The sequence below is a fragment of the Mycobacterium sp. H4Y genome (assembly GCF_000364405.1).
Lineage (GTDB): Bacteria > Actinomycetota > Actinomycetes > Mycobacteriales > Mycobacteriaceae > Mycobacterium > Mycobacterium intracellulare.
Genome location: NZ_AKIG01000002.1, coordinates 568795 through 594546, shown reverse-complemented (window position 1 = coordinate 594546; position 25752 = coordinate 568795). Strand labels below are relative to the sequence as shown.

The 25752-nt window shown below is 69.0% G+C and carries 22 protein-coding genes and 1 riboswitch; of the genes, 12 read left to right on the top strand and 10 right to left on the bottom strand.

Going from position 1 to position 25752, the window contains the following annotated elements:
- Positions 1-96 precede the first annotated feature (96 nt).
- From W7U_RS16590 to W7U_RS16570, 5 genes are read left to right on the top strand one after another with little or no spacing between them, the layout of a single operon-like run.
- The gene (locus W7U_RS16590; RefSeq protein WP_008260067.1) at positions 97-2907 is read left to right on the top strand and encodes an ATP-binding protein; all 2811 of its coding nucleotides are present in this window, start codon (positions 97-99) and stop codon (positions 2905-2907) included.
- A complete protein-coding gene (locus W7U_RS16585) occupies positions 2904-3314 on the top strand; it encodes a serine protease inhibitor (RefSeq protein WP_008260065.1) in 411 nt (136 codons plus the stop codon). The genes W7U_RS16590 and W7U_RS16585 overlap by 4 nt, the downstream gene beginning before the upstream one ends.
- Positions 3315-3320: 6 nt before the next feature.
- Positions 3321-3704 (top strand): DUF742 domain-containing protein, encoded by a 384-nt coding sequence (locus W7U_RS16580; RefSeq protein ID WP_008260063.1) that lies wholly within the window; start codon positions 3321-3323, stop codon positions 3702-3704.
- Position 3705: 1 nt separating this feature from the next.
- A complete protein-coding gene (locus tag W7U_RS16575; RefSeq protein ID WP_009956844.1) occupies positions 3706-4272 on the top strand; it encodes an ATP/GTP-binding protein in 567 nt (188 codons plus the stop codon).
- Entirely contained in the window at positions 4269-4832 is a 564-nt protein-coding gene (locus W7U_RS16570) for a pentapeptide repeat-containing protein (RefSeq protein ID WP_008260061.1), read from the top strand. The genes W7U_RS16575 and W7U_RS16570 overlap by 4 nt, the downstream gene beginning before the upstream one ends.
- A gap of 18 nt (positions 4833-4850) precedes the next feature.
- Here the strand turns inward: W7U_RS16570 and W7U_RS16565 are convergent, their stop codons facing one another.
- Genes W7U_RS16565 through W7U_RS16555 form a run of 3 tightly spaced genes read right to left on the bottom strand, consistent with a single transcriptional unit; the run spans position 4851 to position 11147 of the window.
- The gene (locus W7U_RS16565) at positions 4851-7202 is read right to left on the bottom strand and encodes an ATP-binding cassette domain-containing protein (protein ID WP_008260060.1); all 2352 of its coding nucleotides are present in this window, start codon (positions 7200-7202) and stop codon (positions 4851-4853) included.
- A gap of 36 nt (positions 7203-7238) precedes the next feature.
- Entirely contained in the window at positions 7239-9902 is a 2664-nt protein-coding gene (locus tag W7U_RS16560) for an FHA domain-containing protein (RefSeq protein ID WP_036429601.1), read from the bottom strand.
- A 30-nt stretch (positions 9903-9932) separates the two neighbouring features.
- Entirely contained in the window at positions 9933-11147 is a 1215-nt protein-coding gene (locus W7U_RS16555) for an NADH:flavin oxidoreductase (protein ID WP_008260057.1), read from the bottom strand.
- 137 nt (positions 11148-11284) lie between these two features.
- Here W7U_RS16555 and W7U_RS16550 point away from each other — a divergent pair, with 137 nt between their 5' ends.
- Together W7U_RS16550 and W7U_RS16545 are read left to right on the top strand one after the other, a co-directional pair.
- The gene (locus tag W7U_RS16550) at positions 11285-12130 is read left to right on the top strand and encodes a bifunctional methylenetetrahydrofolate dehydrogenase/methenyltetrahydrofolate cyclohydrolase (RefSeq protein WP_008260055.1); all 846 of its coding nucleotides are present in this window, start codon (positions 11285-11287) and stop codon (positions 12128-12130) included.
- The gene (locus W7U_RS16545) at positions 12127-12408 is read left to right on the top strand and encodes a DUF3017 domain-containing protein (RefSeq protein WP_008260053.1); all 282 of its coding nucleotides are present in this window, start codon (positions 12127-12129) and stop codon (positions 12406-12408) included. The genes W7U_RS16550 and W7U_RS16545 overlap by 4 nt, the downstream gene beginning before the upstream one ends.
- Here W7U_RS16545 and W7U_RS16540 read toward each other — a convergent pair.
- A complete protein-coding gene (locus W7U_RS16540; RefSeq protein ID WP_170320609.1) occupies positions 12405-12962 on the bottom strand; it encodes a DUF732 domain-containing protein in 558 nt (185 codons plus the stop codon). The two genes, W7U_RS16545 and W7U_RS16540, sit on opposite strands and share 4 nt — an antisense overlap.
- Before the next feature lie 271 nt (positions 12963-13233).
- Here W7U_RS16540 and W7U_RS16535 point away from each other — a divergent pair, with 271 nt between their 5' ends.
- Positions 13234-14598, top strand: coding sequence for an HNH endonuclease signature motif containing protein (locus W7U_RS16535; protein ID WP_008260048.1), 1365 nt, complete (start codon positions 13234-13236; stop codon positions 14596-14598).
- 26 nt (positions 14599-14624) lie between these two features.
- Here the strand turns inward: W7U_RS16535 and W7U_RS16530 are convergent, their stop codons facing one another.
- Genes W7U_RS16530 through W7U_RS16515 form a run of 4 tightly spaced genes read right to left on the bottom strand, consistent with a single transcriptional unit; the run spans position 14625 to position 18365 of the window.
- Entirely contained in the window at positions 14625-15059 is a 435-nt protein-coding gene (locus tag W7U_RS16530) for a VOC family protein (protein WP_008260047.1), read from the bottom strand.
- A gap of 23 nt (positions 15060-15082) precedes the next feature.
- Complete coding sequence (locus W7U_RS16525) at positions 15083-15817, bottom strand: class I SAM-dependent methyltransferase (RefSeq protein WP_008260046.1); 735 nt, start codon at positions 15815-15817, stop codon at positions 15083-15085.
- Positions 15814-16962, bottom strand: coding sequence for a homoserine O-acetyltransferase (locus W7U_RS16520; protein WP_008260045.1), 1149 nt, complete (start codon positions 16960-16962; stop codon positions 15814-15816). Before W7U_RS16520 ends, W7U_RS16525 begins: the two co-directional genes overlap by 4 nt.
- Positions 16963-16976: 14 nt before the next feature.
- Positions 16977-18365 carry a bifunctional o-acetylhomoserine/o-acetylserine sulfhydrylase gene (locus tag W7U_RS16515; protein WP_008260044.1) on the bottom strand — a complete coding sequence of 463 codons (1389 nt, stop codon included), beginning with the start codon at positions 18363-18365 and terminating at the stop codon, positions 16977-16979.
- 178 nt (positions 18366-18543) lie between these two features.
- A riboswitch (SAM riboswitch) is annotated at positions 18544-18660 on the bottom strand.
- Between the two features lie 150 nt (positions 18661-18810).
- On the opposite strand from W7U_RS16515, the gene W7U_RS16510 reads away from it, so the two are divergent.
- The gene (locus tag W7U_RS16510; RefSeq protein WP_008260043.1) at positions 18811-21048 is read left to right on the top strand and encodes an NADP-dependent isocitrate dehydrogenase; all 2238 of its coding nucleotides are present in this window, start codon (positions 18811-18813) and stop codon (positions 21046-21048) included.
- 18 nt (positions 21049-21066) lie between these two features.
- On the top strand, positions 21067-22308 hold the full coding sequence (locus W7U_RS16505; protein ID WP_008260041.1) for an NADP-dependent isocitrate dehydrogenase: 1242 nt from the start codon (positions 21067-21069) through the stop codon (positions 22306-22308).
- On the opposite strand, the gene W7U_RS16500 is transcribed toward W7U_RS16505, so the two are convergent.
- Entirely contained in the window at positions 22301-23122 is an 822-nt protein-coding gene (locus W7U_RS16500; protein ID WP_008260039.1) for an alpha/beta hydrolase, read from the bottom strand. The genes W7U_RS16505 and W7U_RS16500 overlap by 8 nt on opposite strands.
- Positions 23123-23362: 240 nt before the next feature.
- Between W7U_RS16500 and trpS the strand changes: the two genes are divergently transcribed.
- On the top strand, positions 23363-24382 hold the full coding sequence (trpS, locus tag W7U_RS16495) for a tryptophan--tRNA ligase (protein WP_008260038.1): 1020 nt from the start codon (positions 23363-23365) through the stop codon (positions 24380-24382).
- An 11-nt stretch (positions 24383-24393) separates the two neighbouring features.
- Positions 24394-25431 carry an inner membrane protein YhjD gene (yhjD, locus tag W7U_RS16490; protein WP_008260037.1) on the top strand — a complete coding sequence of 346 codons (1038 nt, stop codon included), beginning with the start codon at positions 24394-24396 and terminating at the stop codon, positions 25429-25431.
- On the opposite strand, the gene W7U_RS16485 is transcribed toward yhjD, so the two are convergent.
- Positions 25428-25742 (bottom strand): multidrug efflux SMR transporter, encoded by a 315-nt coding sequence (locus W7U_RS16485; protein ID WP_008260036.1) that lies wholly within the window; start codon positions 25740-25742, stop codon positions 25428-25430. The two genes, yhjD and W7U_RS16485, sit on opposite strands and share 4 nt — an antisense overlap.
- Positions 25743-25752: the final 10 nt, after the last annotated feature.

Genomic DNA, 25752 nt, shown 5'->3' with positions numbered 1-25752 from the left:
GGGTGGAAATAAAGCAGGAAGTTTCATGAGCCTCTCGTTTTGTTCAGCGCTCAGGGTCAGCGCGGCGGCCGGTCATGCGGCCGCGATGACGTGACCATGTTCGCCCGCCCGGCCGGTGCGGCCGAGGCGGATGCCGCCCCGCCCGCACCGGTTCCCGGCGCCACCAGCCACACAGCGGGGGCGGCCAAACGCCCGCCCGCCTGGTCGCTGAGCAACTGGCCGGTCGGCTGGAAGGTGCTGGCGATCGTGCTGGTGCCGCTGATCTTGGTGACGGTTTTCGGTGTGCTTCGCATCCACACCGCGATGGACAGCGCGGCGCGCCTGAAACTGGCCGCCACCCGCGCCGACGTGGTCCCGGTGATCACCAAATACATGTCGGCCCTGGACGTCGCGCTGCAGGCCGGGTCCGCCGGGCGTGACGTCGAGGGCGCCAAAAAGAACTACGAGGCCCGCAAGGGCGAACTGCAGGGCCGGCTGGCCGACACCGACGTCACCGACGACGTCCGATCGGGCGTCAACACGCTGCTCGACGCCGGCCAGATGCTGGTGAGCAAGGCGTCGGACAGCGGCCTCGGTCTGCGGGAGCGGGTGACCCTGTACGCGCCGATCCTGTTGACGGCCGAAGACGTCATCAACGCCTCGGTGCGGGTCGACGACGAGCACATCCGGGCCCAGGCCCAGGGCTTGAGCCGGGCGGTCGGCGCGCGCGGGCAGATGACGATGCAGAAGATCCTCATCACCCGCGGGGCCGAACTGCCCGAGCCGCAGCTGCGCACCTCGATGGCCACCCTGGCGGGCACCGAACCGTCGACGCTGTTCGGCATGAGCGAAGTGCTCGGGGCCGGGTCGCCCGAGGCCAAGACGCTGCAACAGCAGATGGTGGCCCGGATGGCGATCATGTCCGACCCGGCCAGCGTGCTCGTCGACAACGCGGACCTGCTGCGGTCCGTCCAAGCCACCGACGACATCGCCGACCAGGTCATCAAGAACGTCACCGCCTCGGTGACCAAGGCGGTGCACGCCCAGGCCGCAGACCGGCGCAGCGCCGCGATCGTCGACACCGTGTTGGTGCTGGCGGCGATCGTCATCGCTCTGGTCGTGGTGCTGCTGGTGGCGCGCGCGTTGGTGCGGCCGCTGCGCATCCTGCGCGACGGCGCGCTCAAGGTCGCCCACACCGATCTCGAGGAGGAGGTCGCCCGGGTGAAAGCCGGTGGGGCCGAACCGATTCCGACGCCGCTGCCGGTCTACACGACCGAGGAGATCGGTCAGGTCGCCCACGCCGTCGACGAACTGCACACCCAGGCCCTGCTGCTGGCCGGCGACGAGGCGCGGTTGCGGCTGCTGGTCAACGACATGTTCGAGACCATGTCGCGGCGCAGCCGGTCGCTGGTCGACCAGCAGCTGGCGCTCATCGACCGGCTGGAGCGCAACGAGGAGAACCCCGAACGCCTCGACAGCCTGTTCCGGCTGGACCACCTGGCGGCGCGGCTGCGCCGCAACAGCGCCAACCTGCTGGTCCTGGCCGGCGCGCAGCTTGCGCGCGACCAGCGCGACCCGGTGCCGCTGGCGACGGTGATCAGCGCCGCGGTGTCCGAGGTCGAGGACTATCGCCGCGTCGAGATCGCCGGGCTGCCCGAGTGCGCGCTGGTGGGCGCGGCCGCGGGCGGCGCCATCCACCTGTTCGCCGAGCTGATCGACAACGCCCTGCGCTACTCGCCGCCGACGACGTCGGTGCGGGTCTCGGCGTCGCGGAGCGGCTCAGATTCTCAAGGCGGGGTCGTGGTGCGGATCGCCGACTCCGGTCTGGGGATGAACGACGCCGACCGCCGCATCGCCAACATGCGCCTGCAGTCCGGCGGCGACGTCAGCCCCGACAACGCGCGGCACATGGGGCTGTTCGTGGTGGGTCGGATCGCGGGCCGGCACGGCATCCGGGTGGGGCTGCGCGGCCCCGCGGCCAACGAAAAGGGTACGGGCACCACCGCCGAGATCTACCTGCCGCCGACCGTGCTCACCGGCCTGGCAGCCGCGGAATCGGCTGCGCCCCGGCACATTCGGGCGGTGTCGTCTCCGAGCGCCAAACTCGCCAGCGCGATCGCCGCGCCCCCGCCCGCCGACGACGCGCGGCGGCACGACGGCACGCGCGAGCCGGCGGCCCGCAACGCCGCGCCCGCGCCCGGGCCGTCGGTCACCCTGCTGCCGCGCCGCAACCCGGGTTCCAGCGGCATCACCGATGTCCCGGCCCCGCCCGCCGAACCACCGCCCCCGCGGCGGCGCCGCGAGCTCGCGACCCCCTGGTGGGAAAACGCGCCCCAGGCCGCGCCGGCCGCCAGGCCCGCCGAGCCCGAGGCCGCACCGGAGCCACCACCGCAGGCCAAGCCCGCGCCGGAGCCCGCGCCCGAACCGGCGCCGCCTCCGCCGGTGCGGGCGGCATCGGACACCTCGGCCTTCTTCGCCGCCCGGCCCCGCGAACCCCGGCAAGACAAGCCCGCCGACCCGGCGACCGACGATGACGTCATCTACCGGCGGATGCTCTCGGAGATGCTGGGCGACCCGCACGACCTGGTCAACAGCCCCGACCTGGACTGGCAGTCGGTCTGGGACCGCGGCTGGACCCTGGCGGCGGCCGCCGAGGACACGCCCGTCGAAGCGCACACCACCGACCACGGCCTGCCGGTCCGCACGCCCGGCGCCCGGCTGGTGCCCGGCGGCGCCAACGGAACGGGCCTGGGCGAACGGGACGAGCCCGAGCACGGCCAGAACGGCAGATCGCACCGGGAGCCGCAGCACGCGGCCGTCACCCGCGACCCCGAGGCGGTGCGCGCCTCGTTCAGCAACCATTTCGGCGGCGTGCGCAGCGGACGCTCGCATGCCCGTGACACGGAACAAGGACCCGACCAACAATGACTTCCGCGACCTCCCCCGACAACTCACTGGACTGGCTGGTGACCAGGTTCGCCCGCGAGGTCCCCGGCGTCGCGCACGCGCTGCTGGTGTCCGTCGACGGGCTGCCCATCGCCGCCAGCGAGCACCTGCCCAGGGAACGCGCCGACCAGCTGGCCGCCGTCGCCTCCGGGCTGGCCAGCCTGGCGACCGGTGCCGCGCAGCTGTTCGAGGGCGGGCAGGTGCTGCAGTCGGTCGTCGAGATGGCCAACGGCTACCTGCTGTTGATGCGCGTCGGGGATGGCTCGCATCTCGCGACCCTCGCCGCGACGTCGTGCGACATCGGTCAGATCGGCTACGAGATGGCCGTCCTCGTCGAACGGGTCGGGGGCGTGGTGCAGTCGACCCGCCGGTCCGCCGCCCACTCGTGAGCCGCGATGGACACCCCCGAGAGCTGGCCCGCACACCGTAAGGGGAACCTGGTCCGCCCGTACACCCTGACGTCCGGCCGGACCGACACGAACGTCGAGCTGCCCCTGGAGGCGCCGCTGCAGACGCTGCAGCCCGGCGCACCCCACCGGTGGCCGCCCAACGATGCGCGGGGCAGAATCATCCAGCTGTGCGGCCAGGGTCCGCCGAGCCCGTCGGTCGCCGAGATCTCGGCCCGGCTGGACCTGCCGCTCGGCGTCGCGCGCGTCCTGGTCGGGGATCTGGTGCTGTCCGGCTACCTTCGGGTGCATAGGACGTTGTCCGAGCGTTCGACCCGCGATGAGCGTCACGAACTCATAGGAAGGACCCTGCGTGGCTTACGCGCACTCTGAGGTGCAGCAAGATTCCGGCGCCCACGCGTCGACGAAGATCGTGATCGCCGGCGGATTCGGGGCCGGCAAGACCACCTTCGTCGGGGCGGTGTCGGAGATCATGCCGCTGCGCACCGAGGCGATGCTGACCGACGCCTCGACCGGCGTCGACGCCCTCGAGGCCACCCCGGACAAGCGGACCACCACCGTCGCGATGGACTTCGGCCGGATCACGCTGGCCGAAGACCTGGTGCTCTACCTGTTCGGCACGCCGGGGCAGCGCCGCTTCTGGTTCATGTGGGACGACCTGGTCCGCGGCGCCATCGGGGCGGTGGTGCTGGTCGACTGCCGGCGCCTGCAGGACAGCTTCGCCGCCGTGGACTTCTTCGAGCACCGCAACCTGCCGTTCCTGGTCGCGGTCAACGAGTTCGACGGGGCGCCGCGCTACCCGGTCGCCGAGGTGCGCGAGGCGCTGACCCTGCCCCCGCACATCCCGGTGATCACGGTCGACGCCCGCGATCGCCGGTCGGCGACCGACGCCCTGATCGCGGTCAGCGAATACGCCCTGGCCACCCTGACGCCCAATTGAGCGAGGAGTGGGTCGACCGCGAGTTCGACGGCCACGACTTCACCGACGAAGACCTGAGCCGCTTGCGGACCGAGCGGACCGTGTTCACCGAATGCGATTTCAGCGGCGCCAACCTGGCCGAGTCGCAACACCGGGGCTCGGCCTTCCGCAACTGCACGTTTCACCGGACGTCGTTGTGGCACAGCTCTTTCGCCCAATGCTCGATGCTGGGGTCGGTGTTCGTGCAGTGCCGGCTGCGGCCGATCACGTTCGACGAGGTGGATTTCACGCTCGCCGTGCTCGCCGGCATCGACCTGCGGGGCGTCGACTTCAGCGGCTGCCGGCTGAGGGAGGCCAGCCTGGTGGAGGCCGACCTGCGCAAGGCCGTGCTGCGCGGCGCGGACCTGCGTGGCGCGCGGACCGCCGGCGCCCGGCTCGACGGCGCCGATCTGCGCGGCACCACCGCCGACCCCGGGTTGTGGACGACCGCGTCGCTGGCCGGCGCCCGCGTCGACGTCGACCAGGCCGTGGCCTTCGCGCTGGCGCACGGGCTTCGACTGGATGGGGGCCCGCACGACTGAGCCATCAGCGGCTGAGGTTCAGCGCGCGAGCCGGATGCGCCAGCGCACCAGCGCCCCGTAGCCGACCGAGAGCACCGCGAGCATGCCCATGTCGAGCAGCCAGGCCGCCGGCGCGTGCTGGAAATGACTGTCCCGCGGGCTCTGCGGGCCGGGCGACACCGCCCACAGGTCGACGGTCGACCCCTGCGCGGCGTATCCCCACCGCGACGGCATCAGCCAGGACGCCTGGTCGAGAAGGATCCGGTCGGTGACCGGCACCATCCCACCGCAGAGCACCATCTGCATCATCAGCGACACCACCAGCATCGGCATCACCTGCTCGCCCGTGCGCGCGAGCGCCGAGAGCAGCAGGCCCAGCATGGCCGCGGCCACGCACGTCGCCGCCACGGCGACGAACAGCTCGACGGTGGCCGCCGAACTAGAGGGACCGAGCAGCACCGCGGGCCGCGTCGGCGGCCCCTTGCCCAGCACCACGATGGCGGTGGCGATGGCCGCCTGGACGACGGCGAACCCGCAGAACACCGCGACCTTGGCCAGCAGGTACGCGGTGGTCGACAGGCCGACGGCCTGTTCGCGCCGGAAGATCGGCCGCTCGCCGATGAGGTCGCGGATGGTCAGCGCGGTGCCCATGAACGCGGCCGCCATGGTGAGCAGGGTCAGGATCATCCCGGCCTCGCCCGCCGACTCGCCGGCCGGGTCGGCGTAACCGAAGCCGGCGCTGCCGGGAACGGTCAGCGACAGCGCGCCCATGACGAACGGCAGCACGGCCAGGAACACGAAATAGGCGCGGTCGGACACCACCAGCCGGACCTGGCGGCGCGCGATGGTGGAGAACTGGTGGCGCTTGCTGGTGCGCGGCGGCGCGCCGAGCTCGGCCGGCGCCTGGGTGCGCCGCGGGGGCGGCGGTCTGTTCTGGGCCAGAAAGCGGCGATTGGCCTCGTCCGGGTCGGCGCCCACCTTGGCGAAGATGTGCGCCCAGTTGGTGGTTCCCATGGCCGGACCGATCTGGCCGGGTGGACCCAGGAACGCCGTCTTGCCGCCCGGCGCCATCAGCAGCACCTGGTCGCAGACGTCGAGGTAGGTCAGCGAGTGGGTCACCACCAGCACGACGCGGCCGGCGTCGGCGAGTTGCCGCAGCATCGTCATGACCTGCAGGTCCAGCGCGGGGTCCAGGCCCGATGTGGGTTCGTCGAGGATCAGCAGCGACGGCCCGGTGAGCAGCTCGAGCGCCACCGACGCGCGCTTTCGCTGCCCGCCGGACAGCCTGTCGACCCGGGTGTTCGCGTGCTCGGTCAGGCCGAGCTCGTCGAGCACCTCGGCGACGACCCGGGCCCGGTCGGCTTTGCTGGTGTCCGGCGGCAGGCGCAGCTCGGCGGCGTATCCGAGCGCCTGGCTGACCGTGAGCTGCCGGTGCACGACGTCGTCTTGGGGGACCATCCCGATCCGGGTGCGCAGCGACGCGTACTCGGTGTGGATGTCGTGGCCCTCGAAGGTGACCGAGCCCGACGTCGGGGTGGCGTACCCGGCGATCAGCCGCGACAGCGTCGTCTTGCCCGCGCCGGAGCCGCCGATGAGTGCGGTCAGCGTGCCGGGGCGGGCGGTCAGCGAGATCCGTTCCAGCAGGCGCTTGTCACCGATGCCGAAGTTGACCTCACGCACCTCGAGGCCGCCGGCGCGGGTCGCCGCCTCTTGCATTCGAACCAGCGCGCCGCCGCGCAACACCAGGTCGACGTTGCCGATCGTCACCACGTCGCCCTCGGACAGCGCCGCCGAGGTGACCCTGACCCCGTTGACGAAGGTGCCGTTGCTGCTGTTCGCGTCGCGGATCTCGGGGCCGGCCGGTGTCGGCGTCACGAAGGCGTGGCGGCGCGAGGCCAGCACGTCGTGGATGACGATGTCGTTGTCGAGCGCGCGGCCGATCCAGGCGGCCCGCCCGGTCACCGGCCGGCGATCGGCTTCGGGTCCCGCGACGGCGACCCGGGTGGTGGGGAACTCCCCGGCGTCGGCCGGCGGCTGCGGCGCGGTGCGCCCGGCGTCCCTGCGGCGAAACGAGCGTGCGGGCGGCCGTCCCACTTCGAAGGTGATCCGCGGGCCGTCGGGCTTGCCGATGTTGATGCTCTGGCCGTCGCGGATGTCGACGACCGGCACCCGCCGGCCGTCGAGGTAGACGCCGTTGAGCGTGTTGTTGTCGACCGCGAGCCACCGGCCCCGATCGAAGCGCAACAGCAGGTGCGCGCGGGCGATCAACGGGTGCGCGACCCGCAGGTCGGCGCGCAGGTCGTTGCCGACGACGACGTCGCGGCCGGCGGTGAAGCTGCCCTGCGAGTGCTCGGATCGCGCCGTCAGCAGGGGCTGGGCAGGTCGGGTCATCGCATCCCAGATTAGGGTCGCCGCCTGAGAGCCGCCTCAGCGTTTCAGCCGGATGTGCCAGCGCACGATGCCGGTGTAGGCGATCGAGAGCAGCGTGAGCATGGCCATGTCGAAGACGAAGATGTGCTTCGAGTGCTGCCAGATCGGATCGTTGGTGGGGATCTGCTTGACCTTCACCAGCGACGGGAAGTCGATCGAGGACGCGCCCGCCGCGTAGCCCCAGCGGGCGGGCGTCAACCACGCCAGCTGTTCCAGCCCGATGCGCTGATACACCGGGATCATCCCGCTGGAGAACACCAGCTGCGACATGATCGACACCACCAGCAGCGGCATGATCTGCTCGTTGGACTGCGCCAGCGCCGACAGCAGCAGGCCGAGCATGGCCGAGGCCACACAGGTGCCCGCGACGGTGACGAACAGCGAGAAGGTGGAGTTGCCGAAGAACTGCGGGTGCGCGGTCGGCGCGCCCTTCCCCAGCCGCACGATGATGGTCGCGATCGCCGCCTGGCCCGTGGCGAAGACGCAGAACACCGCGATCTTGGCCAACAGATAGGCGGTGGTCGACAGGCCGACGGCCTGCTCCCGCTTGAAGATGGCGCGCTCGCCGATGAGATCCCGGATGGTCAGCGCGGTGCCCATGAAGACGGCGCCGATGTTGAGCAGCACCATGATGTACTGCGGCTGGGTGGGTGCGGGGCCCATCGGGTCGGCCGGCCCGAGGCCGGGGTGCGGGCCCTTCACCGTCAGCGACAACGCGCCGATGAGGAACGGCAGGATCGCCAGGAAGATCGTGTAGCCACGGTCGGACACGACGAGGCGAACCTGGCGGCGCGCGATCGTGGACAGCTGCCGCCACAGGTTGGTTTGGGGTGGTTCGCCCAGGTCCGCCGGGCTCTGCGGGGTCGGCGGCTGCGACGACTGCTGATTGCGCTCCTTGAAGCGTCGGTTGGCCTCGTCCGGGTCGGCGCCCACCTTGGCGAAGATGTCGGCCCAGTTGCGGGTGCCCATGGCCGCCTCGACCTGGTCGGGTGGCCCGCAGAACGCGGTCTTGCCGCCGGGCGCGACCAGCAGGATCTGGTCGCACACGTCCAGGTAGGACACCGAGTGGGTCACCACCAGCACCACGCGGCCCGCGTCGGCGAGCTGGCGCAGCATCAGCATGACCTGGCGGTCCAGCGCCGGGTCCAGCCCGGACGTCGGCTCGTCGAGCAGCAGCAGCGACGGCTGGGTGAGCAGCTCGAGCGCGACCGAGGCGCGCTTGCGCTGGCCGCCCGAGAGCTTGTCGACCCGCGTCTCGGCGTGCTGGGTCATGTCGAGTTCCTCGAGCACCTGGGCGACGACGCGGGCGCGTTCCTCTTTGCTGGTGTCGGGCGGCAGGCGCAGTTCGGCGGCGTAGTTGAGGGCCTGGTTGACCGTGAGCTGGCGGTGCACGACGTCGTCCTGGGGGACCATCCCGATCCTGCTGCGCATGGACGCGTACTCGGTGTGGATGTTGTGGCCCTCGAAGGTCACCGTGCCCGACGTGGGGCTGGTGTAGCCGACGATCAGCCGCGACAGCGTGGTCTTCCCGGCGCCCGAACCGCCGATGATGGCCGTGAGCGTCCCGGGCCGGGCGGTCAGTGAGATGTGGTCGAGCAACTGCTTGCCGTGGTCGACGGTGTAGCAGACGGAGTTGACCTCCAGGCCGCCGGTCCGCGTCGCCGCCTCGGTGCGCCGGACCAGGCCGTCGCCGGTGAACACCAGGTCGACGTTGCCGATGGTGACCACGTCGCCCTCGGTCAACACCGCGGACCCGACCCGGACGCCGTTGACGAAGGTGCCGTTCACGCTGTGCGCGTCGCGGATCTCGGTGCCCAGCGGCGTCTGGATCAAGAACGCGTGATGGCGCGAGGCGAGCACGTCCTGGATGACGATGTCGTTGTCGGTGGCCCGCCCGATGGTTTGCGACCCGGCCGGTTTCTGGATCGCGCCGGACCGCGACGGCCGCAGGGCCTGGAACATCTTGGTCGCCAGGTTCGCCACCTCGGGCGGCTTGGCGTTGGCGGGTGCGGCCCGGGTGGGCGCGGGGATGTGCTGCGCCGGCGGGGGGCTGTGGACGGGGGCTTGCAGGGGGGAATTGTGCGGCGGGGGTGGCGCGGCGGGCGGGTAGGCGGGCGGTCGCCCACCGCCGGCGCCGTACATGGTTTGCCCCGCCGGTCCGGGCCGGGGAGCGGGCTGCGGCCGCCGCGGAGGCGCCACCCAGTTGGGCGTGCGCCCGGCTGGAGGCGGCGGCGGCCCGGGTGGAGCGGCGACGGGCGGGCCCGGTTGCGCCGACCACGCCGCCGGCTGCGGCGGGGCCGCCACCGGGATGTTCATCGATTCGGTCTTGGGCGGGCGCCCGGCCATGCCTTGGTGGCGGCCGACGTCGAACGTCAGCAGCGGCCCGTCGGGGTTGCCGATGTTGAGGGTCTGCCCGTCGTGGATCTCGACGACGGGCACGCGCCGGCCGTTGACGAAAGTTCCGTTGAGCGAACCGTTGTCGATGGCCAGCCACTTGCCCTGGTCGAAACGCAGCAACAGGTGGGCCCGCGAAATCAGCGGATGCGTGATGCGCATGTCGGCCCGCAGATCGCGCCCGACGACCACATCGTGGCCGGCTGCGAAGGTACGTTCGGACCCTTCGTGATGGACGGTTAGCGCTGGCGGGGCTGGTGCTGACATCGCCACAACTGTAGCTTGCGGCCCTGTGGATCAGCGTGGAGCGGCCGCGGCGTCGGGCGCGCCGGTCACGACGCAGTGCGTCCGGCTGTAGATCGTCGGCATGCACTGATTGCAGTGCGTGCAGGCGGAGTGCACCCGGTGCTGGGCGTCCTCGGCGGCGATCCGGTTGATCAGGTCAGGCTCGGCGAGCAGCGCGCGGGCCATCGCGACGAACTCGAAACCCTCGGCCATCGCCAGGTCCATCGTCTCGCGGTTGGTGATGCCGCCGAGCAGGATCAACGGCATCTTCAACTCGGCGCGAAACAGCTTGGCGTCGCGCAATAAATAGGCCTCGCGGTAGGGGTATTCGCGCAGGAACTTCTTGCCCGTCATGCGCATGCCCCAGCGCAGCGGCGGCTTGAACGCGCCCGCGAACTGCTTGAGCGGCGCGTCGCCGCGGAACAGGTACATCGGATTGACCAGCGAGCTGCCCGCGGTCAGTTCGATCGCGTCGAGCCCACCGTCCTCTTCCAGCCACTTGGCGGTGGTCAGCGATTCGTCGGTGCTGATGCCGCCGCGAACGCCGTCGGCCATGTTCAGCTTGGCGGTCACCGCGATCGGCGTGCCTTCCTTTTCGACCGCGCGGCGGACGGCCATCACGATCCCGCGGGCGACCTTCGCCCGGTTCTGCAGCGATCCGCCGAATTCGTCGTCGCGGCGATTGATCAGCGGGGACAGGAACGAACTCGCCAAGTAGTTGTGGCCCAGGTGGATTTCGACGGCGTCGAAGCCCGCTTCGATGGCCAGCCGGGCGGCGTTCGCGTGGCCTTCGATGACGTCGTCGATATCCTCACGGGTGGCCTTCTTGGCGAAGCGCATCCCGATCGGGTTGAAGAATCGGACCGGCGCCAGCGCCTTCGCCTTGTTGGACTTGGCGTTGGCGACCGGGCCGGCGTGGCCGATCTGCGCGCTGACCGCCGCGCCCTCGGCGTGGATCGCGTCGGTGAGCCGCCGGAACCCGGGCACGGCCTCGGGCCGCATCCAGATGCCGTTGCCCTCGGTGCGACCGCCGGGGGAGACGGCGCAGTAGGCGACGGTCGTCATGGCGACCCCGCCGGCGGCCGGCAGCCGGTGGTATTCGATGAGGTCGTCGGTCACCAGCGCCTCGGGCGTGCGCGCCTCGAACGTGGCTGACTTGATGGTGCGGTTACGCAGCGTTATCGGACCGAGCTTCGCGGGGCTGAAGACGTCCGGAGGGGTAGACATACCGGGAGCCTAATGGCGATCGCGAGCGCGGCGTAGCCGGGCGCGGCGGGTCGCCATCATCGATCTAATGGCGATCGCGAGCGCGGCGTAGCCGGGCGCGGCGGGTCGCCATCATCGAGATCTGCCAGACTGTCAGCGTGGGAGCAATCACGCTGGACGGCAAGGCCACCCGGGACGAGATCTTCGTCGACCTCAAGCAGCGCGTGGCCGCATTGACCGCATCGGGACGCACCCCCGGTTTGGGCACCATCCTGGTGGGCGACGACCCTGGCTCCCAGGCGTACGTGCGGGGCAAGCACGCCGACTGCGCCAAGGTCGGGATCACCTCGATCCGCCGTGACCTGCCCGCCGACATCAGCACCGCCACGCTCAACGAGACCATCGACGAGCTCAACGCGAACCCCGACTGCACCGGTTACATCGTGCAGTTGCCGCTGCCCAAGCACCTGGATGAGAACGCGGCGCTGGAGCGCGTCGACCCGAACAAGGACGCCGACGGTCTGCACCCGACCAACCTGGGCCGGCTGGTGCTCAACAACCCTGCCCCGCTGCCGTGCACGCCGCGCGGCATCGTGCACCTGCTGCGCCGCTACGACGTCGAGATCGCCGGGGCGCACGTGGTCGTCATCGGCCGCGGTGTGACTGTCGGTCGCCCGTTGGGGCTGCTGCTGACCCGCCGTTCGGAGAACGCGACGGTGACGTTGTGCCACACCGGAACTCGCGACCTGCAGGCGTTGACCAAACAGGCCGACATCATCGTGGCCGCCGTCGGGGTCCCGCACCTGCTGACCGCCGACATGGTGCGTCCCGGCGCCGCGGTGCTCGACGTCGGGGTGAGCCGGACCGACGACGGACTCGTCGGCGACGTGCATCCCGACGTGTGGGACGTGGCCGGGCACGTATCGCCCAACCCGGGCGGCGTGGGCCCCTTGACCCGGGCGTTCCTGCTGACCAACGTCGTCGAGCTGGCCGAACGGGAATGACCGCGCGGACCGTGCTGCGAGCCCAGTGGCCGATTCTGTTGGTGGGCTTGATCTTTGCCGCGGCACTGGTATTAGTGGGAGCCAACTTCTGGCGGCGGGGCTCGCTGTTGATCGGCATCGGTGTGGGCGTGGCCGCGCTGTTGCGATTGGTGCTATCCGAGGAGCGGGCCGGCCTATTGGTGGTGCGCGGCAAGGGAATCGACTTCATCACCACCGCGGCGGTCGGGGCGGCGATGGACTACATCGCCTGGACGATCGACCCGCTGGGCACCGTCTAGTAACTCGGCAGCGCCGGAACCTGTCCCGGCATCTGGCCCGCCATGCCCGGGATTTGGCCCGTCATTCCGGGGATCTGGCCCGCCATGCCCGGGATCTGGCCCCCCATGCCCGGGATCTGGCCCCCCATCCCCGGGATCTGGCCGGGCATTCCCGGAACCTGCGGCATGGCACCGGACAGGTTGCCGCTGGCGATGTTCGCCATCTCCTGGGGGCAGTACGTCTGGATCGCGATCGTGGTGAACATGCTCGCCATCTGCGGGGACATGCCACGGCCAGAGATGCTGGACGCTGCCCCGGCGAAGCTGCCGCCCGGCTGCGCGAGCATCGGGCAGATCGACTCGCCTACGGCCATCGCGTTTCCGGGTTCGCCGAAGTCGATGCCGGCGTGATTGAGCGCGTCGATGAAGTCGTCGCCGTTGCCTTCCGCTTCGGCCGGCGCCGCAAAGGCCGAGGCCACGGTGAGCAGTCCGGCGGCCGCGGCGAGCAGGCGGATGGTAAGCGGCTGTTGGCGCAAGACCCAGATCCATTGATGAGTTCGTGCAAGTGCCTTCACGCCAGCCTCCCCGTCCGCATGGAGTGCACCGACGGCACTCGAATCACGCCTACGAACTCTGATCTATCACTGTCACGTTTACGAAACGGTGGGGTAAAGGTTCGCACAATAAGCGTTTCGTGAGGTCGTTGTGTTCGCGATGTGGCTTATTAAGCAGCCGGAGGATCGGCCTTGTTCTCGGGATGGGATTTTTCGAAACCAATTGCGCGAGTGTGAATCTAGGGCGGCCTCAGAGCCGATTTTTGTCGGTGTGTGTCGATAGTTTGGCGGTGTGAGTTCCACTGGTCTGCCCGATGTCGACGCGGTGTTCGACGCGCTCGATGCTGAGGTGGACCGCGCGTGTGCGTTGGTGCTCGACGTGTTGACCGTGCAGCAGCAGCTGGCGGTGTTGGAGCGCTGTGAGAGGCTGCGCCGGCGCATCCCGGTCATCGAGCATCCGCTGCTCAATTCGCTGGCCCGCCAAGTCCCCTCCCAGGAGCTCGGCGGCGGGCTGGCCCACGCGCTGACCGAACGCACCCTGATCAGTCGCCACGAAGCCTCTCGGCGTATCAAGGAAGCCCGCGACCTGGGACCCCGCCACGGACTGACCGGTGAACCCCTGCCACCCGCCCTGCCCGCCACCGCCGCGGCCCAGCGCGCCGGAGACCTGGGCGCGGGTCAGGTGGCCGTGATCCGCAAGTTCTACCACCAACTTCCCGGCTGGGTGAGCGCTGCGGCCCGTGAGTTCGCCGAAGCCCAACTGGCCGGGTTCGGCACCCAGTTCGGCCCCGAACACCTCAAAGAATTGGCCCGCGGAATGTCCGATGCGCTTAACCCCGATGGCCTCTTCACCGATGAGGACCGGGCCCGTAGCCGCGGGGTGACCCTGGGCAACCAACAAGCCGACGGCATGTCGGAGTTGCGGGGGCTGATCACCCCCGAGCTGCGCGCCACCTTCGAGGCCGTGGAGGCCAAACTCGGTGCCCCGGGCATGTGCAACCCGCTCGACGACATCCCGTGTGTCGACGGCACGCCCAGCCAGGCCGCCATCGATCGTGATACCCGCTCGAAGGCTCAGCGCGGCCACGACGCCCTGCTGGCCGGGCTGCGTGGGCTGTTGGCCTCCGGGGAGTTGGGTCAGCACAACGGGTTACCGGCCTCCATCATCGTCACCACCACCCTGGCCGAGTTGGAGGCCGCCGCCGGGCGAGCCCTGACCGGTGGCGGCACCATCCTGCCGATGAGTGAGGTGATCCGCCTGGCCCGCCACGCCCACCATTACCTGGCGATTTTCGATAAGGGCAAGGCCCTGGCGTTGTATCACACCAAGCGGCTGGCTTCCCCGGGACAACGAATCGTGTTGTACGCCAAGGACCGCGGCTGCACCGCTCCGGGCTGCACCGTGTCGGGCTACTACTGCGAAGTCCATCACGTCACCGACTACGCCACCTGCCACAGCACCGACATCAACGACCTCACCTTCGCCTGCGGCCCGCATCACCGCATGCTCAACCCCGGCGGCTGGACCACCCGCAAAAACCCCCGCGGCGACACCGAATGGAAACCACCACCCCACCTCGAGCGTAATCGGCCACGCACCAACACCTTCCACCATCCGGAGAAACTACTGCGTGACGACGACGATGACGGGTGGTAACCGGGCCGGGGTACTTGAACGACGGATCAGCCTTCCGAGAAGTCGGGCACTGTGATCGCGCCGTCGTCGGCTAGCGCGAACCCAGGGTTGTGGGCGATTTCCCACGCGTGACCATCGGGATCGCGGAACGCACCCGCATACCCGCCGTAGAACGTCTCGGCAGCGGCGCGTGTGATGGTGGCTCCGGCATCTGTTGCCGCGGCCAGGATCTCGTCCACCTCGGCGCGCGACCGCACGTTGTGAGCCAAGGCGATGCCGCCGAAACCGTCATCGCCTTGGTCGGCGATGCCGAGATCGGCCGAAAGCTTCTCTCGCGCCCACAGACTCACCGCGAGACCGCCGGCCTGAAAGAAGACGGTCTCCTGCACCACTTGACCGCGCCAGCCCAGGCACTCATAGAAGCGGCGGGCGCGGTCCAGATCGGCAACGCCCAGGGTGATCAGACTCAGTCGCTGCTCCATGCGACGAGACACTACGCGGGCGCTCAGTCGGCCAGCGTCGCCCGGGTGCACATGGTGACATAGGGCAGCGCCAGTCCGGTCGCATTCGCCAGCGCCGGATGGGTGGCCAGCAACTGGCGCACCTCGTCCAGCGTTCTGGAGCGAACCTCGGTCGGCGAGGTGATGCAGTAGCTGCGCGACGCGACGAGGTCGATCAATGCTTGCGGCGTAAGGTAACTCGTCCACTCGACCCGATGCTGCGCGAGGTCGGTGAACGGCTCGGGCAGTCGCACTTGGGTGCGGCCGCCGTCGCCGTCGCTGCCGATGATCCGCCCCAGTTCGCGCACCCAGCCGAGCCGTTCGTCGCGGGTGTTCCACACCAGGCCCAGCCGCCCGCCCGGCCGTAGCACGCGGGCCACCTCGGGTATCGCGCGCTCGGGGTCCACCCAATGCCAGGCCTGGGCCACCAGCACCACGTCAACGCTGTTGTCTTCCAACGGAATCTCTTCGGCCGTGCCCAGCAGGGCGCGGGTCTCGGGCAGCGAGGTCCGCAGCACCTCCAGCATGTCCGGGATCGGGTCGACGGCCACCACGTCCAGGCCGCGCTCCACCAGCCGGGTGGTCAGCTTGCCGGTGCCCGCACCCAGGTCGAGCACCTGGCGCGCGCCGACAGGCAACAGCCAGTCGATCGCTTCCGGGGGATAGGACGGGCGGCCACGCTCGTAGGCCGCGGCCGCCGAGCCGAATGACAAGGAGCGGTCGTGCCGCGAGCGGGTCACCGTTGCGACGTGCCTTCCCTGCTGTCCGCGCCGGCCAAAACCAGTGTCTCGCGGATCAATTCACCCACCGCGTCGGATTCCACCAGGAAGCCGTCGTGCCCGCAGAGGGAGTCGACCACCTGCAAAGCGGTGCAGCCCGGCAGGTGCTCGGCCAACTCCTCCTGCAGACGCAGCGGGTAGAGCCGGTCGGACGTGATGCCGCCCACCACCGCCGGCACCGGGCAGCCGCGCAGCGCCTTGGCCACCCCGCCGCGGCCCCGGCCGACGTCGTGAGTGTTCAGCGCCTCGGTCAGTACGACGTAGCTGCCCGCGTCGAAGCGCTCGAGCAGCTTGTCGCCCTGGTATTCCAGGTAGCTTTGCACGGCGTAGCGGCCGCCGGCGGCGGGATCCTCGTCGCCCTGCGCGTCATTGGCGAACCGGGTGTCCAGGTCCACCTCGCCGCGGTAGGTCAGGTGGGCGAAGCGCCGCGCGATCGCCAGCCCGGTTCCCGGCGCCAGCCCGGTGTCGTGATAGTCGCCGCCCTGCCAGTTCGGGTCGGCCTCGATCACCGCGATCTGTGTGGACTGGGTACCGATCTGATCGGCGGTGGCGCGCGCGCCCACCGCCAGCAGCAGCCCGGCGCGGACCCGGTCCGGGTGACCGACCATCCACTCCAAAGCCCTTGCGCCGCCCATGGATCCACCGACCACCGCGGCGACCTCGTCGATTCCCAGCGCGGCCAGTGCGGCGATGTCGGCCTCCACCTGGTCGCGGATGGAAATGCGCGGGAACCTTGAGCCCCAAGGCTTTCCGTCCCGGGTCCGCGAGCTAGGTCCGGTGGAGCCGCGGCAACCGCCGAGCACGTTGGTGGCCACCGCGCACCAGCGGTCGGTGTCGATCGGGGCTCCCGGCCCGACCATGCCGTCCCACCAGCCGCCGGTGGGATGTCCGGGTCCGGCCGGGCCGGTGACGTGCGAGTCACCGGTCAGCGCGTGCAGCACCACCACGACGTTGTCGCGTGTGGGCGACAACTCGCCCCAGCGCTGCACGGCGATGTGCACGTCGTCGATCACCGCGCCGCTTTCCGTGGTCAGCGAGCCGATGTGGACGAAGCCGATTTCGCCTTCGTCGGGCAGCGTTTGGGTGGGCACGTCGGGGATCGTCATCGGAGCGGTCTCCTTCAGAACGCCGCCACGGCGTGCGGATCGGTGCCCGAGGCTCCCGCGGTCGCGCCGAATTTGGCCGCCGCGGCGAAGCCGAGCTCCAGGTCGGCCAGGATATCGTCGATCCCCTCGATGCCGACCGCCAGCCGCACCAGGCCCGGGCTGACCCCGGTGCTCAGCTGCTCCTGCGGGGACAGCTGGGCGTGCGTCGTGGAGGCCGGGTGGATCACCAGGGAACGCACGTCGCCGATGTTGGCGACGTGGCTGTGCAACTTCAGCGCGTTCACGAAGGCCTTGCCGGCCTCGATGCCGCCGGCCAGCTCGAACGAAAGCACCGCCCCGGTTCCCTTGGGCGCCAGCTTCTTTGCCCGCTCGTGCCAGGGCGAGCTGGGCAGTCCCGCATAGTTCACCGAGAGCACGCCGTCGTGGCCGGACAAGAACTCGGCCACGTGCTGGGCGTTGGCGACGTGACGCTCGACGCGCAGGCTCAGCGTCTCGATGCCCTGGGCGACCAGGAACGCGTTGAACGGCGCGGCGGCCGAACCGAGGTCGCGCAGCAGCTGCACGCGCGCCTTGAGCGCGTAGGCCGGCGGACCGAGCTCGGCGAATACCACGCCGTGGTAGCTCGGGTCGGGGGTGGTGAACCCCGGGAAACGGCCCTGCGTCCAGTCGAACGTGCCGCCGTCGACGACGACCCCCGCGATCGCCGAGCCGTGGCCGCCGAGGTACTTGGTGGCCGAGTGCACGACGATGTCCGCGCCGTGCTGCAGCGGCTGGATCAGGTAGGGCGTGGCGATCGTGTTGTCGACGATCAGCGGGACGCCCGTGTCGTGGGCGACCCCGCCGACACCGGGGATGTCCAGGATGTCGATCTGCGGGTTGGAGATGGTTTCGGCGAAGAAGGCCTTGGTATTCGGCCGCGCCGCGGCCCGCCACGAATCCAGATCGTCGGGGTCCTCCACGAAGCTGACCTCGATGCCGAGCTTGGCCAGCGAGTAGTGGAACAGGTTGTAGGTCCCGCCGTAGAGCCTGGGGCTCGAGACGATGTGATCTCCGGCACACGCGATGTTCAAGATGGCGAACGTGGCCGCCGCCTGGCCCGAGCTCAGGAACAGCGCCGCCACGCCGCCCTCGAGCGCGGCGACGCGCTGCTCGACGACGTCGGTGGTCGGGTTGCCGATCCGGGTGTAGATGTTGCCCGGCACCTCCAGCCCGAACAGGGCGGCGGCGTGCGTGGTGTCGTCGAAGACGTACGAGGTGGTCTGGTAGATCGGCAGGGCGCGGGCGTTGGTGGCCGGGTCGGGCTGCTGCCCGGCGTGCACCTGCTTGGTCTCGAACGACCAATGCGCGGTCGGATCGGTGTTCTCGCTGGTAGTGCCGTTGGAAGAAGAACTGTCGGAACTCACGTGGGTTGGCTTTCTCCTGAAATATGGGCTCGGGTCTTCAGCGGGGCCTTACAGCCGGCCGGCTAGCAGCGGCGGACGGTCGCGCACATCAGCGGCTCCACCAAGGCGAGCCGACGATCGCAAGGAGCTGGACAGAAGCACATCACGTGTCCCCTCTAGTCAGGGGTCCGTTATGGCGGACCCGCGCTTGCCGCGCAGCCTGTGGCTACTAGACCTGGTCATCACCCGGGGCACCCCACCGCGGTTGGAGGGTTGCCGGCCAGCAAGCCGGGGCTTGTCGCTGGCGCTCATGACCAATACGAAGACTATCTTACTGTGCCGACCCGCTGCCAACTGTCGCGGTGCAGACGCAGGTCGACACCTGTCCAAACACCCTTGATAACGTGGCAGTTAGATTGCTGAGCCCCCAAAATACGAACCCATCATTGCCGCCGGGAGAGGGACCGTGAGCGCCGAAAAGCCGACCGTCATCTACACGCTGACCGACGAGGCGCCGCTGCTGGCGACCTACGCGTTCCTGCCGATCGTGCGTGCCTTCGCCGAACCCGCGGGCATCGAGGTCAAGACCAGCGACATCTCCGTGGCCGCCCGGATCCTCGCCGAGTTCCCCGAACACCTGACCGAAGAGCAGCGGGTCCCGGACAACCTCGCGGAGTTGGGCCGGCTGACGAAGCTGGCCGACACGAACATCATCAAGTTGCCCAACATCAGCGCCTCGGTGCCCCAGCTGATCGCCGCCGTCAAGGAGCTGCAGGGCAAGGGATTCAAGATTCCGGACTTTCCGCAGAGTCCGAAGACTGACGAGGACAAGGAAATTCGCGACCGCTACGCCAAGTGCCTGGGCAGCGCGGTGAACCCCGTACTGCGGCAAGGTAACTCGGACCGACGCGCGCCCAAGGCCGTCAAGGAATACGCCCGCAAGCACCCGCACAGCATGGCGGCATGGTCGCCGGCGTCGCGCACCCACGTCGCGACCATGAAGGGCGGCGACTTCTACCACGGCGAGAAGTCGATGACGCTGGACCGCGCGCGCAACGTGAAGATGGAGCTGGAAACCGAAAGCGGCAAGACGATCGTGCTCAAGCCGATGGTGTCGCTGCGCAACGCCGACGTCATCGATTCCATGTTCATGAGCAAGAACGCCCTCGTCGAGTTCTACGAGGAGCAGATGCAGGACGCCTACGAGACCGGCGTGATGTTCTCGTTGCACGTCAAGGCGACGATGATGAAGGTCTCCCACCCCATCGTCTTCGGGCACGCCGTGAAGATCTTCTACAAGGAGGCCTTCGCCAAGCACCAGGAACTCTTCGACGAACTCGGCGTCGACGTCAACAACGGATTGGTCGATCTGTACAGCAAGATCGAGTCGCTGCCGGCGTCGCTGCACGAGGAGATCATCCGCGATCTGCACGCGTGCCACGAGCATCGGCCCGAGCTCGCGATGGTCGATTCGGCCAAGGGCATCACCAACTTTCATTCGCCCAGCGACGTGATCGTCGACGCGTCGATGCCGGCGATGATCCGCGCGGGCGGCAAGATGTGGGGCGCCGACGGTCGGCAGAAGGACACCAAGGCCGTCAACCCCGAGTCCACCTTTTCCCGCATCTACCAAGAGATCATCAACTTCTGCAAGACCCACGGGCAGTTCGATCCGACGACGATGGGCACGGTCCCCAACGTCGGACTGATGGCGCAGCAGGCCGAGGAGTACGGCTCACACGACAAGACCTTCGAGATCCCCGAGGGCGGCGTCGCCAACATCGTCGACCTCGACACCGGGGAGGTGCTGCTGACCCAGAACGTGGAGGCCGGCGACATCTGGCGCATGCCCATCGTGCGGGACGAAGCGATACGGGACTGGGTCAAGTTGGCCGTCACCCGGGCGCGCAACTCGGGCATGACGGTGGTGTTCTGGCTCGACACCGAACGCCCGCACGAGGTCGAGCTGCGGAAGAAGGTCAAGGAGTACCTCAAGGAACACGACACCGAGGGCCTGGACATCAACATCATGCCGCAGGTGTGGGCCATGAGGTACACGCTGGAGCGCGCGATGCGTGGCCAGGACACCATCGCCGCCACCGGAAACATCCTGCGCGACTACCTCACCGACCTGTTCCCGATCCTGGAGCTGGGCACCAGCGCCAAGATGCTGTCCATCGTGCCGTTGATGGCCGGCGGCGGAATGTACGAAACCGGCGCGGGCGGCTCGGCGCCCAAGCACGTCCACCAGCTCGTCGAGGAGAACCACCTGCGCTGGGACTCCCTCGGTGAATTCCTGGCTCTGGGAGCCTGTTTCGAGGATATCGGCATCAAGACCGACAACGAGCGCGCCAAGCTGCTGGGCAAGACGCTGGATGCCGCGATCGGAAAGTTGTTGGACAACAACAAGAGTCCGTCGCGCAAGACGGGTGAGCTCGACAACCGCGGCAGCCAGTTCTATCTGGCGCTGTACTGGGCTCAGGAACTCGCCGCGCAGCACGACGACGAGGAGTTGCGCGAGCGCTTCGCCGCGCTGGCCGAGTCGTTGGGCGAGAACGAGGAGACCATCGTGGCCGAACTCGCCGAGGTGCAGGGTGAGTCGGTCGACATCGGCGGGTACTACTACCCGGACAGCGAGAAGACGACGGCGGTGATGCGGCCGAGCAAGACGTTCAACGAAGTGCTGGCCGCCGCGCACGGCTGACGCCGCAGGGAGGCACCGATGTCGAGCCCGGGTTCCAAAGAAGCCAAGATCAAGGTCAAGGGCCGCGTGGTCGAGCTCGACGGCGACGAGATGACCCGCGTCATCTGGAAGCTGATCAAGGACCAGCTGATCCTTCCGCACCTCGACATCGATCTGGACTACTACGACCTGGGCATCGAGCACCGCGATCGCACCGACGACCAGGTGACGATCGACGCGGCCTACGCCATCAAGAAGCACGGCGTGGGGGTCAAGTGCGCGACGATCACCCCCGACGAGGCCCGCGTCTCCGAGTTCAACCTCAAGAAGATGTGGCTGTCGCCGAACGGGACGATCCGGAACATCTTGGGCGGCACCATCTTCCGCGAACCGATCGTCATCTCCAACGTGCCACGCCTGGTTCCGGGCTGGACCAAACCGATCGTCATCGGCCGCCACGCGTTCGGCGACCAGTACCGGGCGACCAACTTCAAGGTCGACAAGCCCGGCACCGTCGCCATCACGTTCACCCCGGCCGACGGCAGCGAGCCGATGGTCCACGAGATGGTGTCCCTGCCCGACGACGGCGGCGTGGTGATGGGGATGTACAACTTCAAGGACTCCGTGCGCGACTTCGCGCGCGCGTCGTTCAAGTACGGCCTGAACGCCAAGTGGCCGGTGTACCTGTCCACCAAGAACACCATCCTCAAGGCCTACGACGGCATGTTCAAAGACGAGTTCCAGCGCATCTACGACGAGGAATTCAAGGAGCAGTTCGAGTCCGAGGGCCTGACCTACGAGCACCGGCTGATCGACGACATGGTCGCCGCCTGCCTCAAGTGGGAGGGCGGCTACGTGTGGGCGTGCAAGAACTACGACGGCGACGTGCAATCGGACGCCATCGCCCAGGGCTACGGCTCGCTGGGGCTGATGACCTCGGTGCTGATGACGGCCGACGGCAAGACGGTCGAAGCCGAGGCCGCGCACGGCACCGTCACCCGGCACTTCCGCCAGTACCAGGCCGGCAAGCCCACCTCGACCAACCCGATCGCCTCGATCTTCGCCTGGACGCGGGGACTGGCGCACCGCGGCAAGCTGGACGACACCCCCGAGGTGGTCGAGTTCGCGCAGACGCTGGAAAACGTCGTCGTCTCCACCGTCGAGAGCGGGAAGATGACCAAGGACCTCGCCATCCTGATCGGGCCTGAGCAGGAGTGGCAGCAGAGCGAGGAATTCCTCGACTCGATCGCGGAGAACCTGGAAAAGGAACTGGCTAGCTAGCCGGCGGCCGGTGCCGGTCGGAAAGCCGGTCCGGCCCCGCGGTGCATTCGTCGATGAAGTCGGCGATGGCCGCGGTGACGCGTTCGGGCGCCTCGAACATCGGCACGTGCCCGACGCCGTCGAGCTTGGTGATCTTCGTTCCCTCGGGCAAAAAGTCGGTGAAATGCCGGCTGAACCTGCTGGGCGGCACCACCCGGTCCTTCTCGCACAGCACCAGCTGCACGGGCACGGCGGTCTGCGCCAGCTCCAGCAAGCCCGGCTGCAGCAGCGACTTGATCAGCAGCTGGAAGTAGGCCGGGCAGTGCGCGGCGTCGTCGACCACACCGCGCAGTTGCTCGTCGCTGACCCCTTCCGGGGTGGCGCTCAGTGGCAGGGTCGCCAGCCGGCGGCTCAGCGGCAGCCGCAGCGCGCGCGGGCCCAGCAGCCGGGCCAGTCCCAGGATCGGCATCCCGGCGATGAACTTGCTGATCACCTCGAATTTGACCGGGCTCCAGCGCGTCCACCCGCCCGCGGCGCCGACGCCGGTGACGCTGCGCGCCCGCCCGCGCCGCTCGAGCTCGAAGGCCACCCAGCCGCCCAGCGAGTTGCCCACCAGGTGCGCGCTCTCCCAGCCGAGTTGGTCGAGCTGACGTTCGACGTGGTCGGCCAGCACCGACGAGCTCAGCAGCCAGGTGCCCGCGTAGGGGCCGCCGTTGTGCCCGGCCATGGTTGGGGCGAAGACCTCGTAGCGGCCCTTGAAACGGTCGCTGTCGGCCAGCCGCGGCGCCACCGGCTCCCACACCGTCTGCGACATCAAAAACCCGTGGAGCAGCACGACCGGCTCGCCGGAACCGAGATGGATCGGGGGACGGGCCGAGGGCGATGCCGAGTGAGCGGGGCTCACGAGCGAGGAGCCGAGCAGACGAGGTTGTGCATAACCCGACATTAAAGGCGGTACCGCCGGTATCGCAAGGCGGGCCCATCGCGGGTGTCCGGCGCGCAGCACATTCGGCATCGAGGGTGAGGCTGGCCGCACACCGGGCGGGGCGGCCGCGCGTGAAAAGATCGGTGCATCATGAGCACCGCTACCGGATCCAGCCGCATCTTCTCCGGCGTGCAGCCCACGTCCGATTCGCTTCACCTGGGTAACGCGCTGGGCGCCGTCACCCACTGGGTCGAACTGCAGGACGACCATGACGCGTTCTTCTGCGTGGTCGACCTGCATGCCATCACAGTCGCCCAGGATCCCGAGGCGCTGCGGCGGCGGACCCTGGTCACCGCCGCCCAATACCTGGCCCTGGGCATCGATCCGGCGCGCAGCACCGTCTTCGTGCAGAGCCACGTGCCCGCCCACCCCCAGTTGGCATGGGTGCTGGGCTGCTTCACCGGCTTCGGGCAGGCGTCGCGGATGACGCAGTTCAAGGACAAGTCGCTGCGCCAGGGCGCCGACTCCACCACCGTGGGTTTGTTCACCTACCCGGTGCTGCAGGCCGCCGACGTGCTGGCCTACGACACCGACCTGGTGCCGGTGGGCGAAGACCAGCGCCAGCACCTCGAGCTGGCCCGCGACGTGGCGCAGCGGTTCAACGCCCGATTCCCGGACACGTTCGTGGTGCCCGACGTGCTCATCCCCAAGGCGACCGCGAAGATCTACGACCTACAGGACCCCACGTCGAAGATGAGCAAATCCGCGGCCACCGACGCCGGGCTGATCAACCTGCTCGACGATCCGGCGTTGTCGGCCAAGAAGATTCGGTCGGCGGTGACCGACAGCGAGCGCGAGATCCGCTTCGACACCGACGCCAAGCCCGGCGTGTCCAACCTGCTGACCATCCAGTCGGCGGTCAGCGGCGTCGGCGTCGACAAGCTTGTCGAGGGCTATGCCGGAAAGGGTTACGGCGATCTGAAGAAGGACACCGCCGAGGCGGTGGTCGAGTTCGTCGCCCCGATCAAGGCCCGCGTCGACGAACTGACGGCCGACTTGGCCGAATTGGAGGCCATTTTGGCGGCCGGCGCCGAACGGGCCCAGGATGTCGCCGGGAAAACGGTCCAGCGGGTTTACGATCGGCTTGGGTTCCTTCCGCAACGGAGGTAAGACGTTTCACCATGAGCGAGCCGGCCGAGGAGGGATTTCTTGATCGGCTGCGGTCCCGGCACGGGTGGCTCGACCATGTCATCCGGGCCTACCAGCGTTTCGACGAGCGCAACGGCGGCTTCTTTGCCGCCGGCCTCACCTATTACACGATTTTCGCGTTGTTCCCGTTGCTCATGGTCGGTTTCGCGGTATTCGGCTTCGTGCTGGCCCGGCGGCCGCACCTGCTGAGCACGATCGACGACCACATTCGCTCGCAGGTGTCGGGCACGCTGGGTAATCAGCTGCAGGAGTTGATGAACTCGGCCATCGACGCCCGGACTTCGGTGGGTGTCATCGGTCTGGTCACCGCGGTATGGGCGGGCCTGGGCTGGATATCGCACCTGCGGCAGGCGCTGACCGAGATGTGGTGGGACTCCCACCTCGAGTCGCCGGGCTTCGTGCGGAGCAAGTTCTCCGATCTGCTGGCGATGGTGGGGACGTTCGCGGTGATCGTGGCCACCGTCGCGCTGACCACCGTCGGCCACGCCGCGCCCATGGCCGCGTTGCTGAAATGGCTTGGCGTACCGCAATTCGCGGTGTTCGACTGGCTGTTCTGGCTTTTCTCGATCCTGATCGCGACCCTGGTGTCGTGGCTGCTGTTCACGTGGATGATCGCGCGCCTGCCCCGGGAGAAGGTCAGCTTCGTCGATTCGATGCGGGCCGGGCTGATCGCGGCCGTCGGCTTCGAAGTGTTCAAGCAGGTGGGGTCGATCTATTTGAAGACGGTGTTGCGCAGCCCCGCGGGCGCGGCGTTCGGCCCGGTGCTGGGATTGATGGTGTTCGCCTACATCACCGCCTATCTCGTGTTGTTCTGCACCGCGTGGGGGGCGACGGCATCCACCGACCCGCGCGACCGCCCTGTGGAGCCCCCGGCCCCGGCGATCATCGCGCCGCGGGTGCACATGGATGAAGGTCTGAGCACCCGCCAGACGCTCACCGCGATGGGGCTGGGAGCCGTTGGGGCGCTGGCGCTTTCGCGGATCGCCGGGTTGGCCCGCCGTGGCCGCTAGCTGACCAGCTTCAAGCCCGCGATGCAGGCCACGATCCCGCCGATCAGCAACAGCTTGGTCAACGACGCCGGTTCCTCGCCGATCAGCGCCGCGTAGCCCACCGTCAGCACGGCCCCGACGCCGACCCAGACCGCGTAACTGGTTCCGACCGGCAACGTGCGCATCGCGGTTGCCAGCCCGGCCATCGAAAGCGCCAGCGCGACAACGAAGACCAGCGAAGGGCCGAGCCGGGAGAAGCCGTCGGACTTGTTCAGGGCGGTCGCCCACACCGCCTCCAGGACGCCCGACGCGATCAAGACGAGCCATGCCATTGCGCACCTC